The organism is Streptomyces sp. NPDC002588 (assembly GCF_040295925.1).
In the GTDB taxonomy this organism is placed as follows: Bacteria; Actinomycetota; Actinomycetes; order Streptomycetales; family Streptomycetaceae; genus Streptomyces.
The window spans coordinates 185,673-204,264 of record NZ_JBEOWF010000004.1; the positions used below are offsets into that span (position 1 = coordinate 185,673).

Below are 18,592 nucleotides of genomic sequence, written 5' to 3' on the forward strand. Positions count from 1 at the left end.
GTCCCCGACGGTATCGCGGGCTGGCACACTGGGGGCATGAGCGAGTACCGAGTCCAGTTCACCGTCGAGGCCCGTGCGGCGTACGACGGTCTGCCCAGCGAGCGTCGAGCCCAGCTGGACAAGGCTGTGCGGATACTGGCACGCGACCCCTTCCGGAAGGTCGCGACGGCCCAGCTCGGCCCCGACGAGCACTTGCGAAAGGCCTACGTGGCAGCCGGCGTGATGCTGGAGTACATGGTCGCGGGGGCTGTCATGGTCGTCGTCGTACTGGAGATCTTCGACGAGTTCGCCTACCTCATCGACGAGAACGACGCCGGCTGAGACGAACGCCGGAGGGGCGGTACCCGGAAGCCCGGGTACCGCCCCTCTCGCATGTGTCACGCCAGCTTGGCCAGGGCCGCGTCGATCCGCGTCAGCGTGCTGTCCTTGCCCAGGATCTCCAGGGACTCGAAGAGGGGCAGGCCGACCGTGCGGCCGGTGACGGCGACGCGGACGGGGGCCTGGGCCTTGCCGAGCTTGAGTCCGTGGGCCTCCCCGGCGGCCAGGACGGCCTCCTTGAGGGACTCGGGGGACGTCCAGTCGGCCGACTCGAGCTTCTCGCGGGCCGTGCGGAGCAACGCGTCGGCGCCCTCCTTCATCGCCTTCGTCCACGAGGCCTCGTCGAAGACCGGCTCGGGCAGGAAGAGGAAGTCGACGTTCTCGGTGATCTCCGAGAGGACCTTGAGGCGGGTCTGCGCGTGCGGGGCGATCGCCTGCCACCTGCTCTCGTCGAAGGCCTCCGGCGCCCAGGTGGCGAACGGCGCCTTCAGCCACGGCCGGCAGCGCTCCGTGAAGTCCTTCACGTCCAGCAGCCGGATGTGGTCGGCGTTGATCGCCTCGCACTTCTTCAGGTCGAAGCGCGCCGGGTTGGGGTTGACGTCCGCGATGTCGAAGGCCGCGACCATCTCGTCGAGGGTGAAGATGTCCTGGTCCGCGGAGAGCGACCAGCCCAGCAGCGAGAGGTAGTTGAGCAGGCCCTCCGGCAGGAAGCCGCGCTCGCGGTAGAGGTTGAGCGAGGACTGCGGGTCACGCTTGGACAGCTTCTTGTTGCCCTCGCCCATGACATAGGGCAGGTGCCCGAAGGCCGGCACGGACTTCGCGACGCCCAGCTCGGTCAGCGCCTTGTACAGGGCGATCTGGCGGGGGGTGGAGGAGAGCAGGTCCTCGCCGCGCAGGACGTGGGTGATCTCCATCAGGGCGTCGTCGACCGGGTTCACCAGCGTGTAGAGCGGAGCGCCGTTCGCGCGGACGATGCCGTAGTCCGGCACGTTCTCCGGGGTGAACGTCAGCTCGCCGCGGACCAGGTCGGTGAACGTGATCGTCTCGTCGGGCATACGGAAGCGGACGATCGGCGTACGGCCCTGCGCCTGGTACTCCGCGACCTGCGCCTCGGTGAGGTCGCGGCAGTGGCCGTCGTAGCCGGACGGCCTGCCGGCGGCGCGGGCGGCCTCGCGCCGGGTGTCCAGCTCCTCCTGGGAGCAGTAGCAGCGGTAGGCGTGGCCGGCGGCGAGGAGCTTCTCGGCGACGTCCCGGTAGATGTCCATGCGCTGCGACTGGCGGTACGGCGCGTGGGGGCCGCCCACCTCGGGGCCCTCGTCCCAGTCGAAGCCCAGCCAGCGCAGCGAGTCCAGGAGCTGCTGGTACGACTCCTCCGAGTCGCGCGCCGCGTCGGTGTCCTCGATGCGGAAGACCAGCGTGCCCTGGTGGTGCTTGGCGAACGCCCAGTTGAACAGGGCGGTGCGGACCAGGCCCACATGGGGGTTGCCGGTGGGCGAGGGGCAGAAACGGACACGGACTGCTGGGGCGGATGCGCTAGCCACGCTTGACAACCTTGTTGGTGAGAGTGCCGATGCCTTCGATGGTGACGGCGACCTCGTCGCCGACAGCCAGGGGGCCGACCCCTGCCGGGGTGCCCGTGAGGATCACGTCGCCGGGGAGCAGCGTCATGGCCTCGGTGATGTTGACGATCAGATCCTCGATCGAGTGGATCATCTCGCTGGTGCGGCCGAGCTGGCGCTGACCGCCGTTGACCGTGAGCTGGATCGTCAGGTCGGAGGCGGTCGCCAGGTCCAGGTCCGTCTCCACCCAGGGGCCGAGCGGGCAGGAGGTGTCGAAGCCCTTGGCCCGCGCCCACTGCTTCTCGCGCTTCTGCACGTCGCGTGCGGTGACGTCGTTGGCGCAGGTGTAGCCGAGGATCACGTCGGCCACGCGCTCGCGCGGGACCTCGCGGCACATCCGGCCGATGACGACCGCGAGCTCGGCCTCGTGGTGCAGTTCCTCGGAGAACGGCGGGTACTGGATGTCGTCTCCGGGGCCGATCACCGAGGTGGACGGCTTGAAGAAGGCGAACGGGGCGTCGGGCACCTCGTTGCCCAGCTCGCGCGCGTGCTCGGCGTAGTTGCGGCCGAAGGCCACCACCTTGTTGGGCAGGACGGGCGGGAGCAGCCGGACCTTGCTCAGCGGCACCTTCGTGCCGGAGAGCTCGAATTCCGCGAACGGGATGCCCTTGATGATGTCGAGGACGAGCTCGTCCGGCTTGTCGCCCTCGACCGCGCCGAAGGCGACGTTGCCGTCGATGGAGAACCTGGCGATGCGCACGGGTTGGTTGGCCCCTTGCTGAGCTGGCTGGAGTGTGACGCTCCAGGCTAACGCGGAAGGGCGTCCCCGGCCGGGGACGCCCTTGACATCCTGCGGCGGCCGCCTTGAGCATTCGGCGGCCGTCCGGCGTATCTACTCCGTGACGGAGGCCGCGACCGGGGCTTCCATGAGGATGGTGCGCCTGGGGTTGGCAGTCTGCGTGGGAAGATCGGCGGAGTGTTCGGGCTGCTCCGGGAGCCGGAGCTCGTCGGCGTCCTGAAGGTGCGCCAGCGTCGTGCGCCGCGGGTTGGCGATCTTGTGGAACATCTGCGTCGTCTTCACCGTTGTTCTAGGCCTTGTCTCGTCGGGGCGCCGGGTTGTCGGATTTGCCATTTCTGTAAAGGCTCAGGCTAAACATGCCATTCCCGGTGAACGCGTGAAGGTGGCATGATCACCGTGTGAGTTTCCTCACGCGTTGAGGGTCATTCCGGTCAATTCAGGCTGGCGATCGGCCGCCGCGAAACGGACATTGACCCCCTGAAGCACTCATTCCGCTCCTGATCATGGCGACTGGGACACGCACCACCCCCCATTGCTTCGCACCCTTATGCCCGCTTTACTCGGGATCACTTTCTACGCCCCGTAACCTGGGCCTCACAAACTGTCACGCATGTCACAGCCCGGCCAACACACCTTGTTGGAGATCCGGCACTGTGCTGGAATCTCACGGACCGCCGCAGGATCGAGCCGGCGCACAGGGGGCGCACCAGCGCCGAGTGGCGGCGAGATTGGGGGAGCCAGCGCCGGTAAGCCGGTCACTCAGACCGTTTCGAGGGGCGCAATTCAGGGCGTCCCCTCAACACGCCGACACCGTCCTTCCGTTCACCCGGAAGGGCGCCTGGTCCAGAGGTTGCGACGCTAGTGCAGGGACGTTTCAAGAGGGATGGCAGTGCTTCGGCGGAGCCGGAGCCGCACGGCGGGACCGACCGCGGTTCCTCGCCCCAGCACGCCCAGAACCCGGGCCCGGCCCCGTCCGGCGACGGCGGTGAGCGCCCAGGGCGCCCCGGCGCGTCCGCTTCGCCGAGCTCCCTTCCTCCGGTACCGGCGGTCAAGCCGCCGGCCGGCCCCGTCGGCCCCGGCTCACGTGTGGCGCTGCGCAACTGGCGCATCTCGACACGACTGGTGGCCCTGCTGACCCTGCCGGTGGTCGCGGCCACCTCGCTGGGCGCCCTGCGCATCAACCAGTCCATGGACGACATCAAGCAGCTCGACAACATGAAGCTGCTGACGGACATGACGAAGCAGGCCACCGAGCTCGCCGTCGCCCTCCAGGAGGAGCGCGACCGCTCGGCCGGCCCCCTCGCGCACGGCACCAAGGCGACCGAGGACGGCATCAAGGGCTACCGGACCAAGACGGACCGGGCCGTGACCGCCTTCCAGGACGCCTCGGAGGAGATCAACGGCGCGACCAGCGACGGCAACCTCCAGGGCGTCCGTGACAGCCTCATCGGTCTGCTCGCCGACCTGACCAACCTCCAGAAGGTCCGCGCGAACGCCTACGTGGAGAAGAGGAACTCCTCCCAGACGGTCGACGCCTACCACCGCCTCATCACGGGTCTGCTGGACCTCTCGCAGGACATGGCGCAGGCCACCAGCAACCCGGAGATGATCCAGCGCACCCGCGCGCTGGCCGCCTTCTCCTCCGCCAAGGAGTACGCCTCCGTCCAGCGCGCCGTGCTCGCCGCGGCGCTGCCCGCGAACAACACGGACTACGGCTCCCTCTCGGACAACGACCGGCAGTACGCCGAGGCCGCGCTCGAGAACGAGGACTCCGAGCTCTCGAGTTTCCGCAGCATCTACGGCGACGACGGCGCCGAGGAACTGCTGAGCCCGATCGAGTCGAACAACGCGGTCATCGAGGAGTCCGACACCTACGCCTCCCGCGCCCTCAGCTCCGCCAGCGGTCTGACCTCGCAGGACAAGCGGTCGTACCAGGACTGGGTCGACGACTCGACGACCAAGATCCGGCAGATGAACAACATCGAGCACACGCTGCTCGAGCAGATGGAGCAGAAGGCGCGTGAGCTGCGCGCCGAGGCCGAGCGCGAAGCGATCATCTCGGGTGCGCTCATCCTGCTCGTCCTCGGTGTGTCGCTGGTCGGCGCGTTCGTCGTCGCCCGGTCCATGATCCGCTCGCTGCGCCGGCTCCAGGAGACCGCCACCAAGGTCGCCCAGGACCGGCTGCCCGAGCTGGTCAAGCAGCTCTCCGAGTCCGACCCGCAGGACGTCGACACCTCCGTCGAGTCGGTCGGTGTGCACTCCCGGGACGAGATCGGCCAGGTGGCCGCGGCCTTCGACGACGTGCACCGCGAGGCGGTCCGCCTCGCCGCCGAGCAGGCCCTGCTGCGGGGCAACGTCAACGCGATGTTCACCAACCTCTCGCGCCGCTCCCAGGGTCTGATCCAGCGCCAGCTGTCGCTGATCTCCGAACTGGAGTCCCGCGAGGCCGACCCGGACCAGCTGTCCTCGCTCTTCAAGCTCGACCACCTCGCGACGCGTATGCGCCGTAACGGTGAGAACCTCCTCGTCCTCGCCGGTGAGGAGCCCGGCCGCCGCTGGACCCGTCCGGTCCCGCTGGTCGACGTGCTCCGCGCCGCCGCCTCCGAGGTGGAGCAGTACGAGCGCATCGAACTGGCCTCCGTGCCGACCACCGAGGTGGCCGGCCGGGTCGTCAACGACCTCGTGCACCTCCTCGCCGAGCTGCTCGAGAACGCCACCTCGTTCTCCTCGCCGCAGACCAAGGTCAAGGTCACCGGTCACGCCCTGCCCGACGGCCGGGTGCTGATCGAGATCCACGACACCGGTATCGGCCTCTCCCCCGAGGACCTCGCCGCGATCAACGAGCGGCTCGCCTCGCCGCCCACCGTGGACGTCTCCGTCTCCCGGCGCATGGGCCTCTTCGTGGTCGGTCGTCTGTCGCAGCGGCACGGCATCCGCATCCAGCTGCGCCCGTCCGACTCCGGTGGTACGACCGCGCTGGTCATGCTGCCCGTGGACGTCGCCCAGGGCGGCAAGAAGCCGCAGCCCAAGCCCGGTCAGGGCGGCAGCGCGGGCGGTCCCGCCGCCGCGCAGGCCGCCGCCGGTGCCGCGGCGGCCCGTCGTCAGAGCAGCCAGAACGGCCAGCAGGGCGGCGCCCTCGGCGCCGGTGCCCCGGCCGGTGGCGGCGCTCTCGGCGCGGGTCCCGGAAACGGCGGCCGGCTCGCGGCGGGCCAGGGTCCCCGGGCCGCACTGCCCGGCCGGGACGGCGGTGGCCGTCCCGGCGGCCAGCCGCCGCGCGGGCCGCAGCCTCCGCTTCCCCCGCAGCAGGGCCGTCCGGCTCCGGCAGGTGCGGGCGCCGGCTTCGGCCAGGCGCCGGCCTCGCCGCAGGGTCTGCAGAGCTCGGGCACGAACGGCCAGGGCCAGGATCTCTTCGGCGGCGGACGTCCGCCGCAGCGCGGGAACAGCACCGCCGAGCAGGGCGGCCGCGGCCGTCAGCCGCAGCTCCCGCCGCGCGGTGGACCGCGCGCCGAGCTGCCGGGCGGCAACCCGCAGCCGCGGGTGACCAGCTGGGGCGACGAGAACGCCCAGCCGCCGGTCCCGCGCACCCCGCTGGACGCCCCGCGCGGCCACGAGGAGCCGGACGTCGCGCAGACCTCCCGGATGCCCCGCTTCGACGACCGCCAGGGTCCCGCCGCCACCGCGGAGATGCCGGTGATACCCCGCTTCGAGGAGCGCCAGGGTCCCGCCGACTTCGGCCGGGGCGGCGCGAACGGTACGCAGAGCACCGGCCAGTTCCCGTCCGTGGGCGGTTCCCAGGGGACGGGCCAGGGCGGCCGTCAGGACACCGGACAGTTCCAGCGCCCCGGTACCAGCCGGCCCGACGCCGGCGGCTTCACCCGCTCCGACGTCTTCGGCACCCCGTCCGGGCAGAACACGCCGGCGGCGCCGAACCAGTTCGCTCCGCAGGCGTTCGACAACGGCTCGACCGGCCAGTTCGCCACGCCCGACCTCAACGGCTCCACCACCGGCCGGCACTCGCTGCCCGGCCGCCAGGACCCGTCCTCGACGGGACAGTTCGAGCGTCCCCAGATCAACGGAACCAACGGCTACGGCTCCGCGCAGCCGCCGGTTCCGCCGCGGCCCGTGGGCCGTCCCGCGCCCGACAGCCGGAGCGCCGCACGGCCCGACGACAACGACAACTGGGCGCTGCCGCCGGCCGCGGGTCCGGGCGACGGACGCACCCCGCTGTACGACACGCTGGAGACCAACTGGTTCCACGGCGGTCCGCAGGCGGGCGAGCAGGCTCCGGCTCCGCAGAGCTCTCAGGCTCCGCAGACGCCGCCGCAGGCTCCGGCCGCCCCCCAGCGTCCGGCCGCCGCGGCCGGCGCGACCGGCGCCTCATGGCGTACCTCGCCCAACGACGAGCTCGTCCGACAGGCCGAGCGCGTCCGGCAGCCGGCCGCGGGCGGCGTCACCACCTCCGGCCTGCCGCGCCGGGTACCGCGGGCGAACCTCGTCCCGGGCACGGCTCAGCAGCAACAGCACCAAACCGGTCCGCAGGTCTCGCGTGCGCCTGACGACGTACGTGGCCGGCTGACCAATCTTCGTCGGGGCATCGCACAGGGTCGTCAGGCCGGCAACGGCTCGACCGGCAGTTTCCCGAGCCCCACTCACCCGCAGGAGCGTTAGTTGAGCCAGATGAGCCAGGCGGCACAGAACCTGAACTGGTTGATCACCAACTTCGTGGACAACACCCCTGGGGTGTCCCACACCGTCGTAGTGTCCGCCGACGGGCTCCTGCTCGCGATGTCCGAGGGTTTCCCGCGCGACCGTGCCGATCAGCTGGCGGCGGTCGCGTCGGGGCTGACCTCGCTCACGGCCGGTGCCTCGCGGATCTTCGAGGGCGGCAGTGTCGCCCAGACCGTCGTCGAGATGGAAAGAGGGTTCCTCTTCCTCATGTCCGTCTCGGACGGCTCCTCCCTGGCCGTGCTGGCGCACCCCGAGTGCGACATCGGCCTCGTCGGCTACGAGATGGCGCTGCTCGTCGACCGCGCGGGCGCGGTCCTCACCCCGGACCTGCGCGCCGAGCTCCAGGGCAGTCTGCTCCACTGACCCGCCCCCGCACCACCCGTCTCACAACATCACCGTCCGGCCGACACAATCCCCCCACCGGCCTCGACGGACGGCACGACTGACCGAGAATGCTGTCCCGCCCGGAGGATCCATGACCCCGCCCACCGCCCATCATGATCCGTACGCGGAGCCGTACGGGGATGAGGGCGACCAGCCGCTGGTGCGTCCGTATGCGATGACCGGTGGCCGGACCCGGCCGCGCTACCAGCTCGCCATAGAGGCGCTGATCAGCACCACGGCCGACCCGGCAGCGCTCATGGGGCTGCTTCCCGAGCACCAGCGCATCTGCCACCTGTGCCGCGAGGTCAAGTCGGTCGCCGAGGTCTCGGCGCTGCTGGCCATGCCGCTGGGGGTGGCGCGGATCCTGGTCGCGGACCTCGCCGAGGCCGGCCTGGTGGCCATCCACCAGCCGGGCGGCGACGAGAACAACGGCGGCGCTCCGGACGTGACGCTGCTCGAAAGGGTGCTCAGTGGACTTCGCAAGCTCTGACGGGGGCCGGGCCACCACTTCCGCGAAGATCGTGGTGGCGGGCGGTTTCGGCGTGGGCAAGACCACGTTCGTGGGAGCGGTCTCCGAGATCAACCCGCTGCGCACGGAGGCCGTCATGACGTCCGCGAGTGCGGGCATCGACGACCTCACCCACACCGGGGACAAGACCACCACCACGGTGGCGATGGACTTCGGGCGTATCACGCTCGACCAGGACCTGATCCTGTACCTCTTCGGTACGCCGGGCCAGGACCGGTTCTGGTTCATGTGGGACGACCTGGTGCGCGGTGCGATCGGCGCGGTGGTGCTCGTGGACACGCGCCGGCTCGCCGACTGCTTCCCCGCGGTCGACTACTTCGAGAACAGCGGTCTGCCGTTCGTCGTCGCCCTCAACGGCTTCGACGGTCAGCAGCCCTACCAGCCCGAAGAGGTGCGCGAGGCGCTGCAGATCGGTCCGGACACCCCGATCATCACGACGGACGCCCGGCACCGCTCGGATGCCAAGAGCGCGCTGATCACGCTGGTCGAGCACGCGCTGATGGCCCGACTGCGGTAACTTTCAAATACCCGGTGCCGTACGGCAGTTGTCGTAGACACTTCGGAGCCGACTGTGGCCTTTGACACGGTCGGCTCCGGTGTTCATAACGTTTCGGCAGAGGAATCGGGTGGTATGGCAACGTATCGCGGTCACTCGGTCTCGCTGTGCGCACGAAGGCCCCGCCTTTTGGCGGGGCTCGTTCTTTTTGACCGTTTTATCTGGGGCTTACATCACTTCGAACCAGCACTTCTCCATGTTTGGATGAGCGCAGGTCGTCATGCTGGAATGCCTGAACTGCCCAATAGTCAATGACGTACTGATGGTCGATGGCTGACCGGGCTCTGAGAAACCGCGGCACGGAAAGGTGCCGACCGCCGAGAGGTTGTTGGTCGAGTGAGGCGAAGCAAGAAAAGTCCCGAGCCTGCGGCCCGGGGCAACTTCACGCCGCCGCCGCGCGGAGCGGCGCCCGCCCCCGTATCCGGCGCGGAGCCTCCGGCCCCACCAGCCAAGAGCGGCGGACGGCTGTCCCCACGCAACTGGCGCGTGCCGACCAGGCTGAACGCGATCCTGCTCATACCCGTGCTGGTCGGCCTGGTCATGGGCGGCTTCCAGGTGAAGGGCTCGATCGACACCTGGCAGGAGGCCCGCGACGCCGAGAAGGTCGCGAAGATCGTGGCCGCGGCCGGTGAGTACGCCCAGGCGCTCCTCAACGAGCGGGACGTCTCCGCGGAGCCGCTGCTGGAGAGCAAGAAGGACTCCTCGATCGTCAAGCAGGCCCGCGCCGTCACCGATGAGAAGGCTGCCGCCTTCCACCAGGAGACCGTCGGGATGCCGGACAAGGAGGGCCTCAAGCGCCGCCTGAAGCTGGTCGACGAGGCAGAGCCGACGCTGACGAAGATCCGCGCGGCCGCCTACAGCAAGGCGATGGAACCGGTGCAGACCGAGGAGGGCTACGTCGCCGTCGAGCACCTGCTCGTGGAGTTCTCCAACGAACTCGGCCTCGGCACCGGCAACATCACCGCGTACGGCCGTTCGGTGTACGCGCTCGCCCTCGGCAAGGGCGCCGAGTCGCTGCAGCGCGCGATCGGCATGCACCTGCTGGTCCGGCCCAGCCCCGACGAGAAGGTCTACCGGCAGCAGCTCACCGCCTTCACCTCGTACGCGTACCTCGAGGGCATCGCCATGCAGGAGTACGTCTCCGGTGGTACCCCCCAGGACGAGGCGCGGCTCACCGCGGTCATGACCGAGAAGGCCGCGGAGGGCAAGCAGCAGGTCGCCGCCGCGAAGGCCAAGGCGGAGGCCGCCGGCCAGAACTTCACCGCGCCGCCCACGATGGACAAGATGATCCAGGCGATCGCCAGCGGCCAGACCCCGTCTCAGCTGGCCGCGCAGGGCATCACGGCCGCCACGTGGATGTCTGCCGCGACGCTGAAGTTCGAGGGCTACAACCAGGTCGAGACCGAGATGATCAACCGTGCGGTGGACGAGGCCGGACAGATCGCCTCCGACGCCCAGCGCGACGCCATCGTCAACGGCGCGATCGTCATCATCGCCCTGCTGGCCGCGTTCATCATCGCCTCGCTCATGGCCCGCCAGATGAGCACCTCGATGCGCCAGCTGCGCAACGCCGCGTTCGGCATCGCCGAGCAGCGCCTGCCGATGCTGGTCGACCAGCTCTCGCGCACCGACCCAGGCCGGGTGGACACCCGGGTCCAGCCCATCCCGATCAACACCAGGGACGAGATAGGCGAGGTCGCGCGGGCCTTCGACCAGGTCCACCGCGAGGCCGTCCGGCTCGCCGCCGAGCAGGCCCTGCTGCGGGGCAACATCAACGCGATCTTCACCAACCTCTCGCGCCGCAACCAGTCGCTGATCGAGGGCCAGCTGACCCTGATCACCGACCTGGAGAACAACGAGGCCGACCCGGACCAGCTGGAGAACCTCTTCCGCCTGGACCACCTCGCGACCCGTATGCGCCGCAACGGCGAGAACCTCCTGGTCCTCGCCGGCGAGGAGCCCGGCCGCCGCTGGGACCAGCCGGTCCCGCTGGTCGACGTGCTGCGCGCCGCCTCCTCCGAGGTGGAGCAGTACGAGCGCATCGAGCTGTCGGGCGTCCCGGAGGCCGAGATCCACGGCCGCGCGGTCACCGACCTCGTGCACCTGCTCGCCGAGCTGCTGGAGAACGCGACGACGTTCTCCTCCCCGCAGACCAAGGTCCGCGTCACGGCCACCCGTCTCCCCGACGGCCGGGTCATGATCGAGATCCACGACAAGGGCATCGGCCTCACCGCCGAGGACTTCGCGGACATCAACCACAAGCTGGCCAACCCGCCGACCGTGGACGCCGCGATCTCGCAGCGCATGGGTCTGTTCGTGGTCGGCCGGCTGTCCGACCGGCACGGCATCCGCGTCCAGCTGCGTCCCTCGGGCGAGCAGGCCGGCACCACCTCGCTGGTCATGCTCCCGGACGCCATCACCCACGGTGGCGGCGGCGAGCAGCAGCAGCACCCGGAGCGCGACGAGTTCACGGTCTCGCAGATCATCCCGGAGCAGCAGCTCCCGGGCGAGGACTTCAACAACGGTCTGCCGATGCGCACGGCCGCCGAACTCGGCTTCGACGACAGCCGCTACGACGTCCCCGACGACCTGCGCGACCTGGACCCGGTGGGCCGCTCGCTGATGCGCGAGGAGCGCAAGGCGGCCCTGGAGTCCCAGTCCGGCCACCCTCAGCAGACGCAGGAGATCCCCGCGTTCACCGAGGGCTTCGACGCCGCCCCGCAGGCACAGCCCTCGTACGACAACGGCTTCGACCCGGCCCCGACCGGCTACGACAGCGGCGGGACGTCCTACGTCGAGCAGCCCGGCGGCTTCGACGGTCTGCACGGCCAGAACGGTCAGCACGGCGGGACGCCGTACGAGGAGCAGCAGCAGGCGCCGTACGAGGAGCAGCAGCGCCCGGCGTACGACGACCAGTACTTCGCGCCGAACGCCGGCCTGCCGCAGGGCGAGTCCTTCTCCTCGAACGGCGGCTACCCGGACCCCACGTATGCGGAGCCCGCTCAGGAGGAGCACCCGCCCGCGCACGCCAACGCGGCCGACGGCTACCAGGCGTACGAGGAGAAGCCCTACCAGGACGACTGGCCCCAGCAGACCGGTTACCAGAACGGCTACCCGGACCAGTACGCTCCGGAAGCGGAATCCACGAAGGCCGCTGACGCGAGTGAGCAGGACCGCGTAGGCTTCGACCGTCCGGGACCGGCCCCTTCCGCCGTCCACGCGCTGACCGACGCCGGGCTTCCCCGCCGTGGATCCACCGCGGCGAGCGGTTCGAACGGCGCCGTGCGGCCCGCGAACCAGGAAACGCCGGCCCCCACCCCGGAGAGCAACGGCACCGGCTCCTGGCGTTCGGCGAACGACGAGCGCTGGCAGCAGGCCTCGGCGCTCCGGAAACCCAAGGCAGGCGGGGTCACCTCGTCCGGTCTGCCGCGGCGGGTGCCCAAGGCCAACCTGGTCGAGGGCGCCGCCGAGAGCACCCCTCAGGGAGGCCCACAGGTCTCCCGCGCTCCGGAGGACGTCCGGGGCAGGCTGAGCAACCTGCGCCGGGGCGTCCAACGAGGACGCAGCGCAGGCAGCAGTGAAACGAACGGCCAGGGCTTCGGTCCTGACAGCACCTACAACCAGGAGCGTTAGTGTGAGCCCGATGAGCCAGGCGGCACAGAACCTGAACTGGTTGATCACCAACTTCGTGGACAACACCCCGGGGGTGTCCCACACGGTGGTGGTCTCCGCCGACGGACTCCTTCTGGCGATGTCCGAAGGCTTCCCCCGCGACCGCGCCGACCAGCTCGCGGCCGTCGCCTCCGGTCTGACGTCACTGACGGCAGGCGCCTCCCGGATCTTCGAGGGCGGCAGCGTGAACCAGACGGTTGTGGAGATGGAGCGGGGATTCCTGTTCATCATGTCCATCTCCGACGGTTCGTCCCTCGCGGTTCTCGCTCATCCGGAGGCGGACATCGGCCTCATTGGGTACGAGATGGCGCTTCTGGTGGACCGTGCCGGCACGGTTCTGACGCCCGACCTTCGTGCGGAGCTCCAAGGGAGCCTTCTCAACTAACAGTCGGACGGTGCGTTTTGGCGTCCCGAGGCCGTAGTGTTTCGGGACGCGGCTCCACATTGATGGGTGCCCGGCACAGTCGGAGGAGGAGAAAGTGGCAACACCCCCAGGCGGTTCACATTCGGGTAACTGGTCGTACGGTCCTCCCCAGGGCCCGGGCGACGGTTCCCAGAACCCGAACCGTTACAACTTCCCCTCCGCCCCCAGCCAGCAGCGGCCGTACACACAGGGCCCCCAGGGTCCCGGTCCGTCGCCGTACGACCAGCCGCCGGCCCCGCGCATCCAGCCCGTACAGCCGCATCGCCGCACCCCCGAGCCGTCGCCCGCCGGGGCGTCGAACAACCCCCTGGTGCGTCCGTACGCCATGACCGGCGGCCGGACCCGCCCGCGCTACCAGCTCGCCATCGAGGCGCTGGTGCACACCACTGCGCAGCCGCACCAGATGCAGGGCCAGTTGCCCGAGCATCAGCGGATCTGCAACCTCTGCCGTGAGATCAAGTCGGTAGCCGAGATCTCGGCCCTCCTGACAATCCCTCTCGGCGTGGCCAGGATCCTCGTCGCCGACTTGGCGGAGGCGGGACTGGTCGCCATCCATCAGCCCGGCGGCGACGAAAGCGCCGGCGGCCAGCCAGACGTGACACTGCTCGAAAGGGTGCTCAGTGGACTTCGCAAGCTCTAGCGGCGGTCCTTCCCGCTCCACCACCTCGGCGAAGATCGTGGTGGCGGGTGGCTTCGGCGTGGGCAAGACCACGTTCGTCGGGGCCGTCTCGGAGATCAACCCGCTGCGTACCGAGGCCGTCATGACGTCTGCTTCGGCAGGCATCGACGACCTCACCCACACCGGAGACAAGACCACCACCACGGTGGCCATGGACTTCGGCCGTATCACCCTGGACCAGGACCTGATCCTGTACCTCTTCGGTACGCCCGGCCAGGACCGCTTCTGGTTCATGTGGGACGACCTGGTGCGCGGCGCGATCGGCGCGATCGTCCTGGTGGACACCCGACGCCTCGCCGACTGCTTCCCCGCGGTCGACTACTTCGAGAACTCGGGTCTTCCCTTCGTGATCGCTCTCAACGGGTTCGACGGCAACCAGCCGTACAACCCGGACGAGGTCCGCGAGGCCCTGCAGATCGGCCCGGACACCCCGATCATCACGACGGACGCCCGCCACCGCGCGGACGCCAAGTCGGCCCTCATCACTCTCGTGGAGCACGCCCTGATGGCGCGCCTGCGGTAGGTCTCCGGCGTGAAACGGCCCCTGCGCCTCCCTCGGGGAGGGCGCAGGGGCCGTTTCACGTCACCCCGCGGCCCGCAGGAGCGCCTGGAGGGACCCCATCCCGTACTTGTCCTCGGTGCTGGAGAGTTCGGCCACCTCCAGCAGCAGTGGCCGGATGTCGACCCCGGCCCGCCGTGCCTCGGCGCACAGGTCGTGCAGCTCGACCAGCTCGTCGCGGGTGTCGTTCCCGTGGTCCCGGGCGGACAGATGGAGCAGCTGCTGCCGGAACCCGTCGGGGGTGTGTTCGTACGGCAGGTGCGTCGCCCACCGGAACGAGGAGCAGCGGTCCAGCAGGGCGCGTACGGCGGCGCGGTCCTGTTCGTCGCCGTGCCGGTAAAGGGTGAGCAGCTCGCGCAGTGCGGCTTCGGCCTCCGCCCGGACGTCCGCCTCGTCCAGCGGCCGCGGCCCCTCGCGCATGCGGGTCTCCCAGCCGGGGTCGGCGGTGTCCACCGGTCGCTGCGCGATGGGCCTCAGCAAGGCGTCGATCCGCCCCACCCGGTCCACGAGTTCCGCCGGCAAGGCCACGGTCCCTCCCCGCATGCGAGAAGGGCCCCTCTCGGCGGAGGGGCCCTTCAATGGCTCTGCGGCGCAGCCTAGCGCCAGCTGTGGGGGGCTCGGAAGCCTCCCTCGCGCTCGAGGCGGCGCCAGCCCGCCTTGACGCGCCCTCGGTGGGCGGAGGTCGGCTCGGAGGTGCGGGCGGCGGCGCGGGCCAGGAGGATCGCCGTGATGGCGGCGACTTCCTCGGGCTCGGCGTGGCCCTTCTCGACGCGGATGTCGGGAGTGTTCATGGGTGTCAGTCTCCGTGAGAGAGGTTTCCGCAGGGGTGTCGCGGAAAGTCCGCCGGGTTACTGCGGGGGGTTGCCGTGCTTGCGGGAGGGCAGGTCGGCGTGCTTGGAGTGGAGCATCGCCAGGGACCGGATCAGCACCTCGCGGGTCTGTGCGGGGTCGATGACGTCGTCGACCAGGCCGCGTTCCGCCGCGTAGTACGGGTGCATCAGCTCGGACTTGTACTCCTTGACCATGCGGGCCCGCATGGCCTCGGGGTCCTCGGCGCCGGCGATCTGGCGTCGGAAGATGACGTTGGCCGCGCCTTCGGCGCCCATCACGGCGATCTCGTTCGTCGGCCACGCGTAGGTGAGGTCGGCGCCGATGGACTGGCTGTCCATGACGATGTAGGCACCTCCGTACGCCTTGCGCAGGATCAGCGAGATCCGCGGCACGGTCGCGTTGCAGTAGGCGTAGAGCAGCTTCGCGCCGTGGCGGATGATGCCGCCGTGCTCCTGGTCGACACCCGGGAGGAACCCGGGGACGTCCAGGAACGTGACGATCGGGATGTTGAAAGCGTCACACATCTGGACAAAGCGCGCGGCCTTCTCCGAGGCCTCGATGTCCAGGACGCCCGCCAGCGTCTGCGGCTGGTTGGCGATGATGCCGACGACCTGGCCGTCGAGGCGGGCCAGCGCGCAGATGATGTTGCGCGCCCAGCGCTCGTGGACCTCGAGGTACTCGCCGTCGTCGACGATCTCCTCGATGACCTTGGTCATGTCGTACGGCCGGTTGCCGTCCGCCGGGACCAGGTCGAGCAGGACGTCGCCGCGGCGGTCGGCGGGGTCGCTCGACTCGGCCCGCGGGGGGTTCTCGCGGTTGTTCTGCGGCAGCAGCGACAGGAGGTAGCGCACCTCCGCGATGCAGGTCTCCTCATCGTCGTAGGCGAAGTGGCACACGCCGCTCGTCTCGGCGTGCACGTCCGCGCCGCCGAGGCCGTTCTGCGTGATCTCCTCGCCGGTGACCGCCTTGACGACGTCCGGGCCGGTGATGAACATCTGCGAGGTCTCGCGGACCATGAACACGAAGTCGGTGAGGGCGGGGCTGTAGGCCGCGCCGCCCGCGCAGGGGCCGAGCATCACGCTGATCTGCGGGATGACCCCGGACGCCCGGGTGTTGCGCTGGAAGATGCCGCCGTAGCCGGCGAGGGCGGAGACGCCCTCCTGGATACGGGCGCCGGCGCCGTCGTTGAGCGACACCAGCGGCGCGCCGGCCGCGATGGCCATGTCCATGATCTTGTGGATCTTCGTGGCGTGGGCCTCGCCCAGGGCGCCGCCGAAGATGCGGAAGTCGTGGGCGTAGACGAAGACCGTACGGCCCTCCACCGTGCCCCAGCCGGTGATGACACCGTCGGTGAACGGCTTCTTGCCCTCCAGGCCGAACCCGGTCGCCCGGTGCCTGCGCAGCTGTTCGACCTCCTGGAAGGACCCCGGGTCGAGAAGCAGCTCGATGCGCTCCCGGGCGGTCAGCTTGCCCTTGGCGTGCTGCGCCTGGGTCGCCTTCTCGCTCGGGCCGGCCAGCGCCTGCGCACGGATCTCGTGCAGCTCGGACACCCGCCCGCGCGCGTCCGTGGGCTCCACAGGCTCCGCGGTCGGCTCACCCGTCGTCTCTTCCAAAACGGTCATGTAGCGACCTTACGAAGAGCACCAAGGAAAGCGAGACGTCGACTCCGTACAGTCTCCGGTGCGTTTTCCTGGTACCACTGAACAGAACCCCAGGGGCATGCAGCCGTTCTGACTGGTCAGACCGCCTGCCCGTTGTAGGGGTCTCACAAAGGCCGAGGGTGAGACCCGCTTCACATCGGGGGGTGGGCGCGCCCTCGGGGTTCCGCCGTCGGAGTGACGCGGCGAGCCTCATGGGCCGCGGGACGGAATAGGCCTATCGTTACCCACGTTGACATCGTTGAAGATTCAACGTCAACGATCTTCCCCGTCCTCAAGGAGCACACCATGGGCATCTTCGGCCGCAAGGACAGCACCGAGGCCACCGAGGCCACGGCCACCGCCGTGAACCCCGAGCTCGCCGCCCTCACCGGCGACTACACCATCGACCCGGCCCACTCGACGATCGGCTTCGTCGCCCGCCACGCGATGGTCACCAACGTCAAGGGCAAGTTCGGCGACTTCACCGGCGCTCTTCACCTGGACGGCGCCGACCCGTCCCTGTCGACCGCCACGGTGGACGTCACGATGGACAGCATCGACACCGGATCCGCGGACCGCGACGGCCACCTCAAGAGCTCGGACTTCTTCAAGACCGACGAGTTCCCGACGATGACCTTCCGCTCCACCTCCGCCGAGGCACTGGGCGGCGACGACTACCGCATCACCGGTGAACTCAGCCTCCTCGGCGTCACCAAGGCCCTCACCATCGACCTCGAGTTCAACGGCGCCGCCAAGGACCCGTTCGGCAACGAGCGCGTCGGCTTCGAGGGCAAGGCGGAGATACTCCGCTCCGAGTGGGGTCTGACCTGGAACGCGGCGCTGGAGACGGGCGGTGTGCTCGTCTCCGACAAGATCAAGCTGAACTTCGACATCTCGGCGATCAAGAACGCGTGAGCTGAGGCCCGAAAGGGACAGGAACCAGCGGAAACAGGCGTATAGGGGTCGGAATCATTCCATCACCGACCCCTACCCTGTGACCTGTGCCACAGTCGCGGTCATGAGCACCATGACCGGACCCCAGCACTACCCGGGCGCGAACCGCGACCACTGGTACCAGAGCAGGTTCGGCGGTGACCGCATGGAGGTCAACGCCGTCGTCCTGCACACCACCGAGGGCCGCTCACTCCCCGACTACCAGGGCGGGGCGAGCGCGCCGAACCTGACCGCGGTGCCCGACTTCGCCGCCAGACGGCTGAGGTGGTATCAGCACTTCGACATCGACATCTCCTCACGCGCGCTGGTCAACCTGCACGGCGGTGTCGAGACCAACACCCTGAACGTCTGCCAGGTGGAGCTGGTCGGCACCTGCGACCCCCGCCTGCACACCAAGTGGAAGACGAGCGACCTGGCCCACGTCTACTGGCCCAAGGCCCCCGAGTGGGCCCTGCGCGCGGTCGCCCAGTACCTGGCGTGGATGCACATCCACCACGACGTGCCACTGCGCGGACCGGCGCTGTGGCCCGCGTACCCGAAGTCCGTGGGCAACGGGGGCGGGCAGCGGATGAGCCACGCGCGGTGGAACGCGTTCAAGGGGGTGTGCGGGCACATGCACGTCCCGGAGAACGAACACGGTGATCCCGGCGCGATCGACTTCCAGGACCTGATCGACTTCGCGAAGTCGGCGGCGCAGGACTGACGCCTGCCCCTTCGCTTCCCCGCCGGCACCGGACTTCCGGGGCGGGGTCCCGGAGCCGGAGTCGGCAAGACCGCCCTCGCCCTGCATGTGGCCGGTACGGCGCGGGAGCGGGGGCGGTTTCCGGGCGCTCGGCGGCGGCGCGCGGCCGAGGAACCCGCCGCCGTTCGTGAACTCGTCGGCCTGCGCGGCCGTTTGCCACTCGCTCGGCCCCGTCCCTCCGTGCGTGGCCGAATCACCCCCCTTGTGCACGGGCTCAC

At 69.8% G+C, this 18,592-nt stretch carries 17 protein-coding genes; 11 read left to right on the top strand and 6 right to left on the bottom strand.

The window, feature by feature from the left end; genetic code table 11:
* Positions 1-36: 36 nt before the first annotated feature.
* Entirely contained in the window at positions 37-321 is a 285-nt protein-coding gene (locus tag ABT057_RS06790) for a type II toxin-antitoxin system RelE family toxin (RefSeq protein ID WP_352341380.1), read from the top strand.
* A gap of 56 nt (positions 322-377) precedes the next feature.
* Here ABT057_RS06790 and gltX read toward each other — a convergent pair whose 3' ends face one another.
* The 3 genes from gltX to ABT057_RS06805 form a co-directional block, all read right to left on the bottom strand.
* The gene (gene gltX / locus ABT057_RS06795) at positions 378-1,859 is read right to left on the bottom strand and encodes a glutamate--tRNA ligase (protein WP_352341381.1); all 1,482 of its coding nucleotides are present in this window, start codon (positions 1,857-1,859) and stop codon (positions 378-380) included.
* Positions 1,852-2,637 (bottom strand): fumarylacetoacetate hydrolase family protein, encoded by a 786-nt coding sequence (locus ABT057_RS06800; RefSeq protein WP_352341382.1) that lies wholly within the window; start codon positions 2,635-2,637, stop codon positions 1,852-1,854. Before ABT057_RS06800 ends, gltX begins: the two co-directional genes overlap by 8 nt.
* A 132-nt stretch (positions 2,638-2,769) precedes the next feature.
* Positions 2,770-2,958 carry a hypothetical protein gene (locus tag ABT057_RS06805; RefSeq protein ID WP_352341383.1) on the bottom strand — a complete coding sequence of 63 codons (189 nt, stop codon included), beginning with the start codon at positions 2,956-2,958 and terminating at the stop codon, positions 2,770-2,772.
* Between the two features lie 579 nt (positions 2,959-3,537).
* Here ABT057_RS06805 and ABT057_RS06810 point away from each other — a divergent pair.
* The 8 genes from ABT057_RS06810 (at position 3,538) to ABT057_RS06845 (ending at position 14,171) form a co-directional block, all read left to right on the top strand.
* Positions 3,538-7,344, top strand: a complete 3,807-nt coding sequence (locus ABT057_RS06810; protein ID WP_352341384.1) for a sensor histidine kinase — start codon at positions 3,538-3,540, stop codon at positions 7,342-7,344.
* A 9-nt stretch (positions 7,345-7,353) separates the two neighbouring features.
* Complete coding sequence (locus ABT057_RS06815) at positions 7,354-7,767, top strand: roadblock/LC7 domain-containing protein (RefSeq protein WP_003993189.1); 414 nt, start codon at positions 7,354-7,356, stop codon at positions 7,765-7,767.
* A 112-nt stretch (positions 7,768-7,879) separates the two neighbouring features.
* A complete protein-coding gene (locus ABT057_RS06820) occupies positions 7,880-8,278 on the top strand; it encodes a DUF742 domain-containing protein (protein WP_009190816.1) in 399 nt (132 codons plus the stop codon).
* Entirely contained in the window at positions 8,259-8,834 is a 576-nt protein-coding gene (locus tag ABT057_RS06825) for a GTP-binding protein (protein ID WP_030793795.1), read from the top strand. Before ABT057_RS06820 ends, ABT057_RS06825 begins: the two co-directional genes overlap by 20 nt.
* Before the next feature lie 375 nt (positions 8,835-9,209).
* Positions 9,210-12,506: a sensor histidine kinase gene (locus tag ABT057_RS06830; RefSeq protein WP_352341385.1), complete on the top strand. Its 3,297-nt coding sequence runs from the start codon at positions 9,210-9,212 to the stop codon at positions 12,504-12,506.
* Between the two features lie 10 nt (positions 12,507-12,516).
* Positions 12,517-12,930 (top strand): roadblock/LC7 domain-containing protein, encoded by a 414-nt coding sequence (locus ABT057_RS06835; protein WP_004983065.1) that lies wholly within the window; start codon positions 12,517-12,519, stop codon positions 12,928-12,930.
* 94 nt (positions 12,931-13,024) lie between these two features.
* Positions 13,025-13,609, top strand: a complete 585-nt coding sequence (locus ABT057_RS06840) for a DUF742 domain-containing protein (RefSeq protein WP_352341386.1) — start codon at positions 13,025-13,027, stop codon at positions 13,607-13,609.
* Positions 13,590-14,171: a GTP-binding protein gene (locus ABT057_RS06845; protein ID WP_026248371.1), complete on the top strand. Its 582-nt coding sequence runs from the start codon at positions 13,590-13,592 to the stop codon at positions 14,169-14,171. Before ABT057_RS06840 ends, ABT057_RS06845 begins: the two co-directional genes overlap by 20 nt.
* A 60-nt stretch (positions 14,172-14,231) precedes the next feature.
* Here the strand turns inward: ABT057_RS06845 and ABT057_RS06850 are convergent, their stop codons facing one another.
* From ABT057_RS06850 to ABT057_RS06860, 3 genes are all read right to left on the bottom strand, one after another.
* Positions 14,232-14,735 (bottom strand): hypothetical protein, encoded by a 504-nt coding sequence (locus ABT057_RS06850; RefSeq protein ID WP_352341387.1) that lies wholly within the window; start codon positions 14,733-14,735, stop codon positions 14,232-14,234.
* A 68-nt stretch (positions 14,736-14,803) separates the two neighbouring features.
* Positions 14,804-14,998 (bottom strand): acyl-CoA carboxylase subunit epsilon, encoded by a 195-nt coding sequence (locus ABT057_RS06855; protein ID WP_352341388.1) that lies wholly within the window; start codon positions 14,996-14,998, stop codon positions 14,804-14,806.
* Positions 14,999-15,055: 57 nt separating this feature from the next.
* Positions 15,056-16,660 (bottom strand): acyl-CoA carboxylase subunit beta, encoded by a 1,605-nt coding sequence (locus ABT057_RS06860; RefSeq protein ID WP_352341389.1) that lies wholly within the window; start codon positions 16,658-16,660, stop codon positions 15,056-15,058.
* Positions 16,661-16,984: 324 nt separating this feature from the next.
* On the opposite strand from ABT057_RS06860, the gene ABT057_RS06865 reads away from it, so the two are divergent.
* The gene (locus ABT057_RS06865) at positions 16,985-17,593 is read left to right on the top strand and encodes a YceI family protein (RefSeq protein WP_352341390.1); all 609 of its coding nucleotides are present in this window, start codon (positions 16,985-16,987) and stop codon (positions 17,591-17,593) included.
* A gap of 103 nt (positions 17,594-17,696) precedes the next feature.
* Positions 17,697-18,335 (top strand): hypothetical protein, encoded by a 639-nt coding sequence (locus ABT057_RS06870; protein WP_352341391.1) that lies wholly within the window; start codon positions 17,697-17,699, stop codon positions 18,333-18,335.
* Positions 18,336-18,592 lie beyond the last annotated feature (257 nt).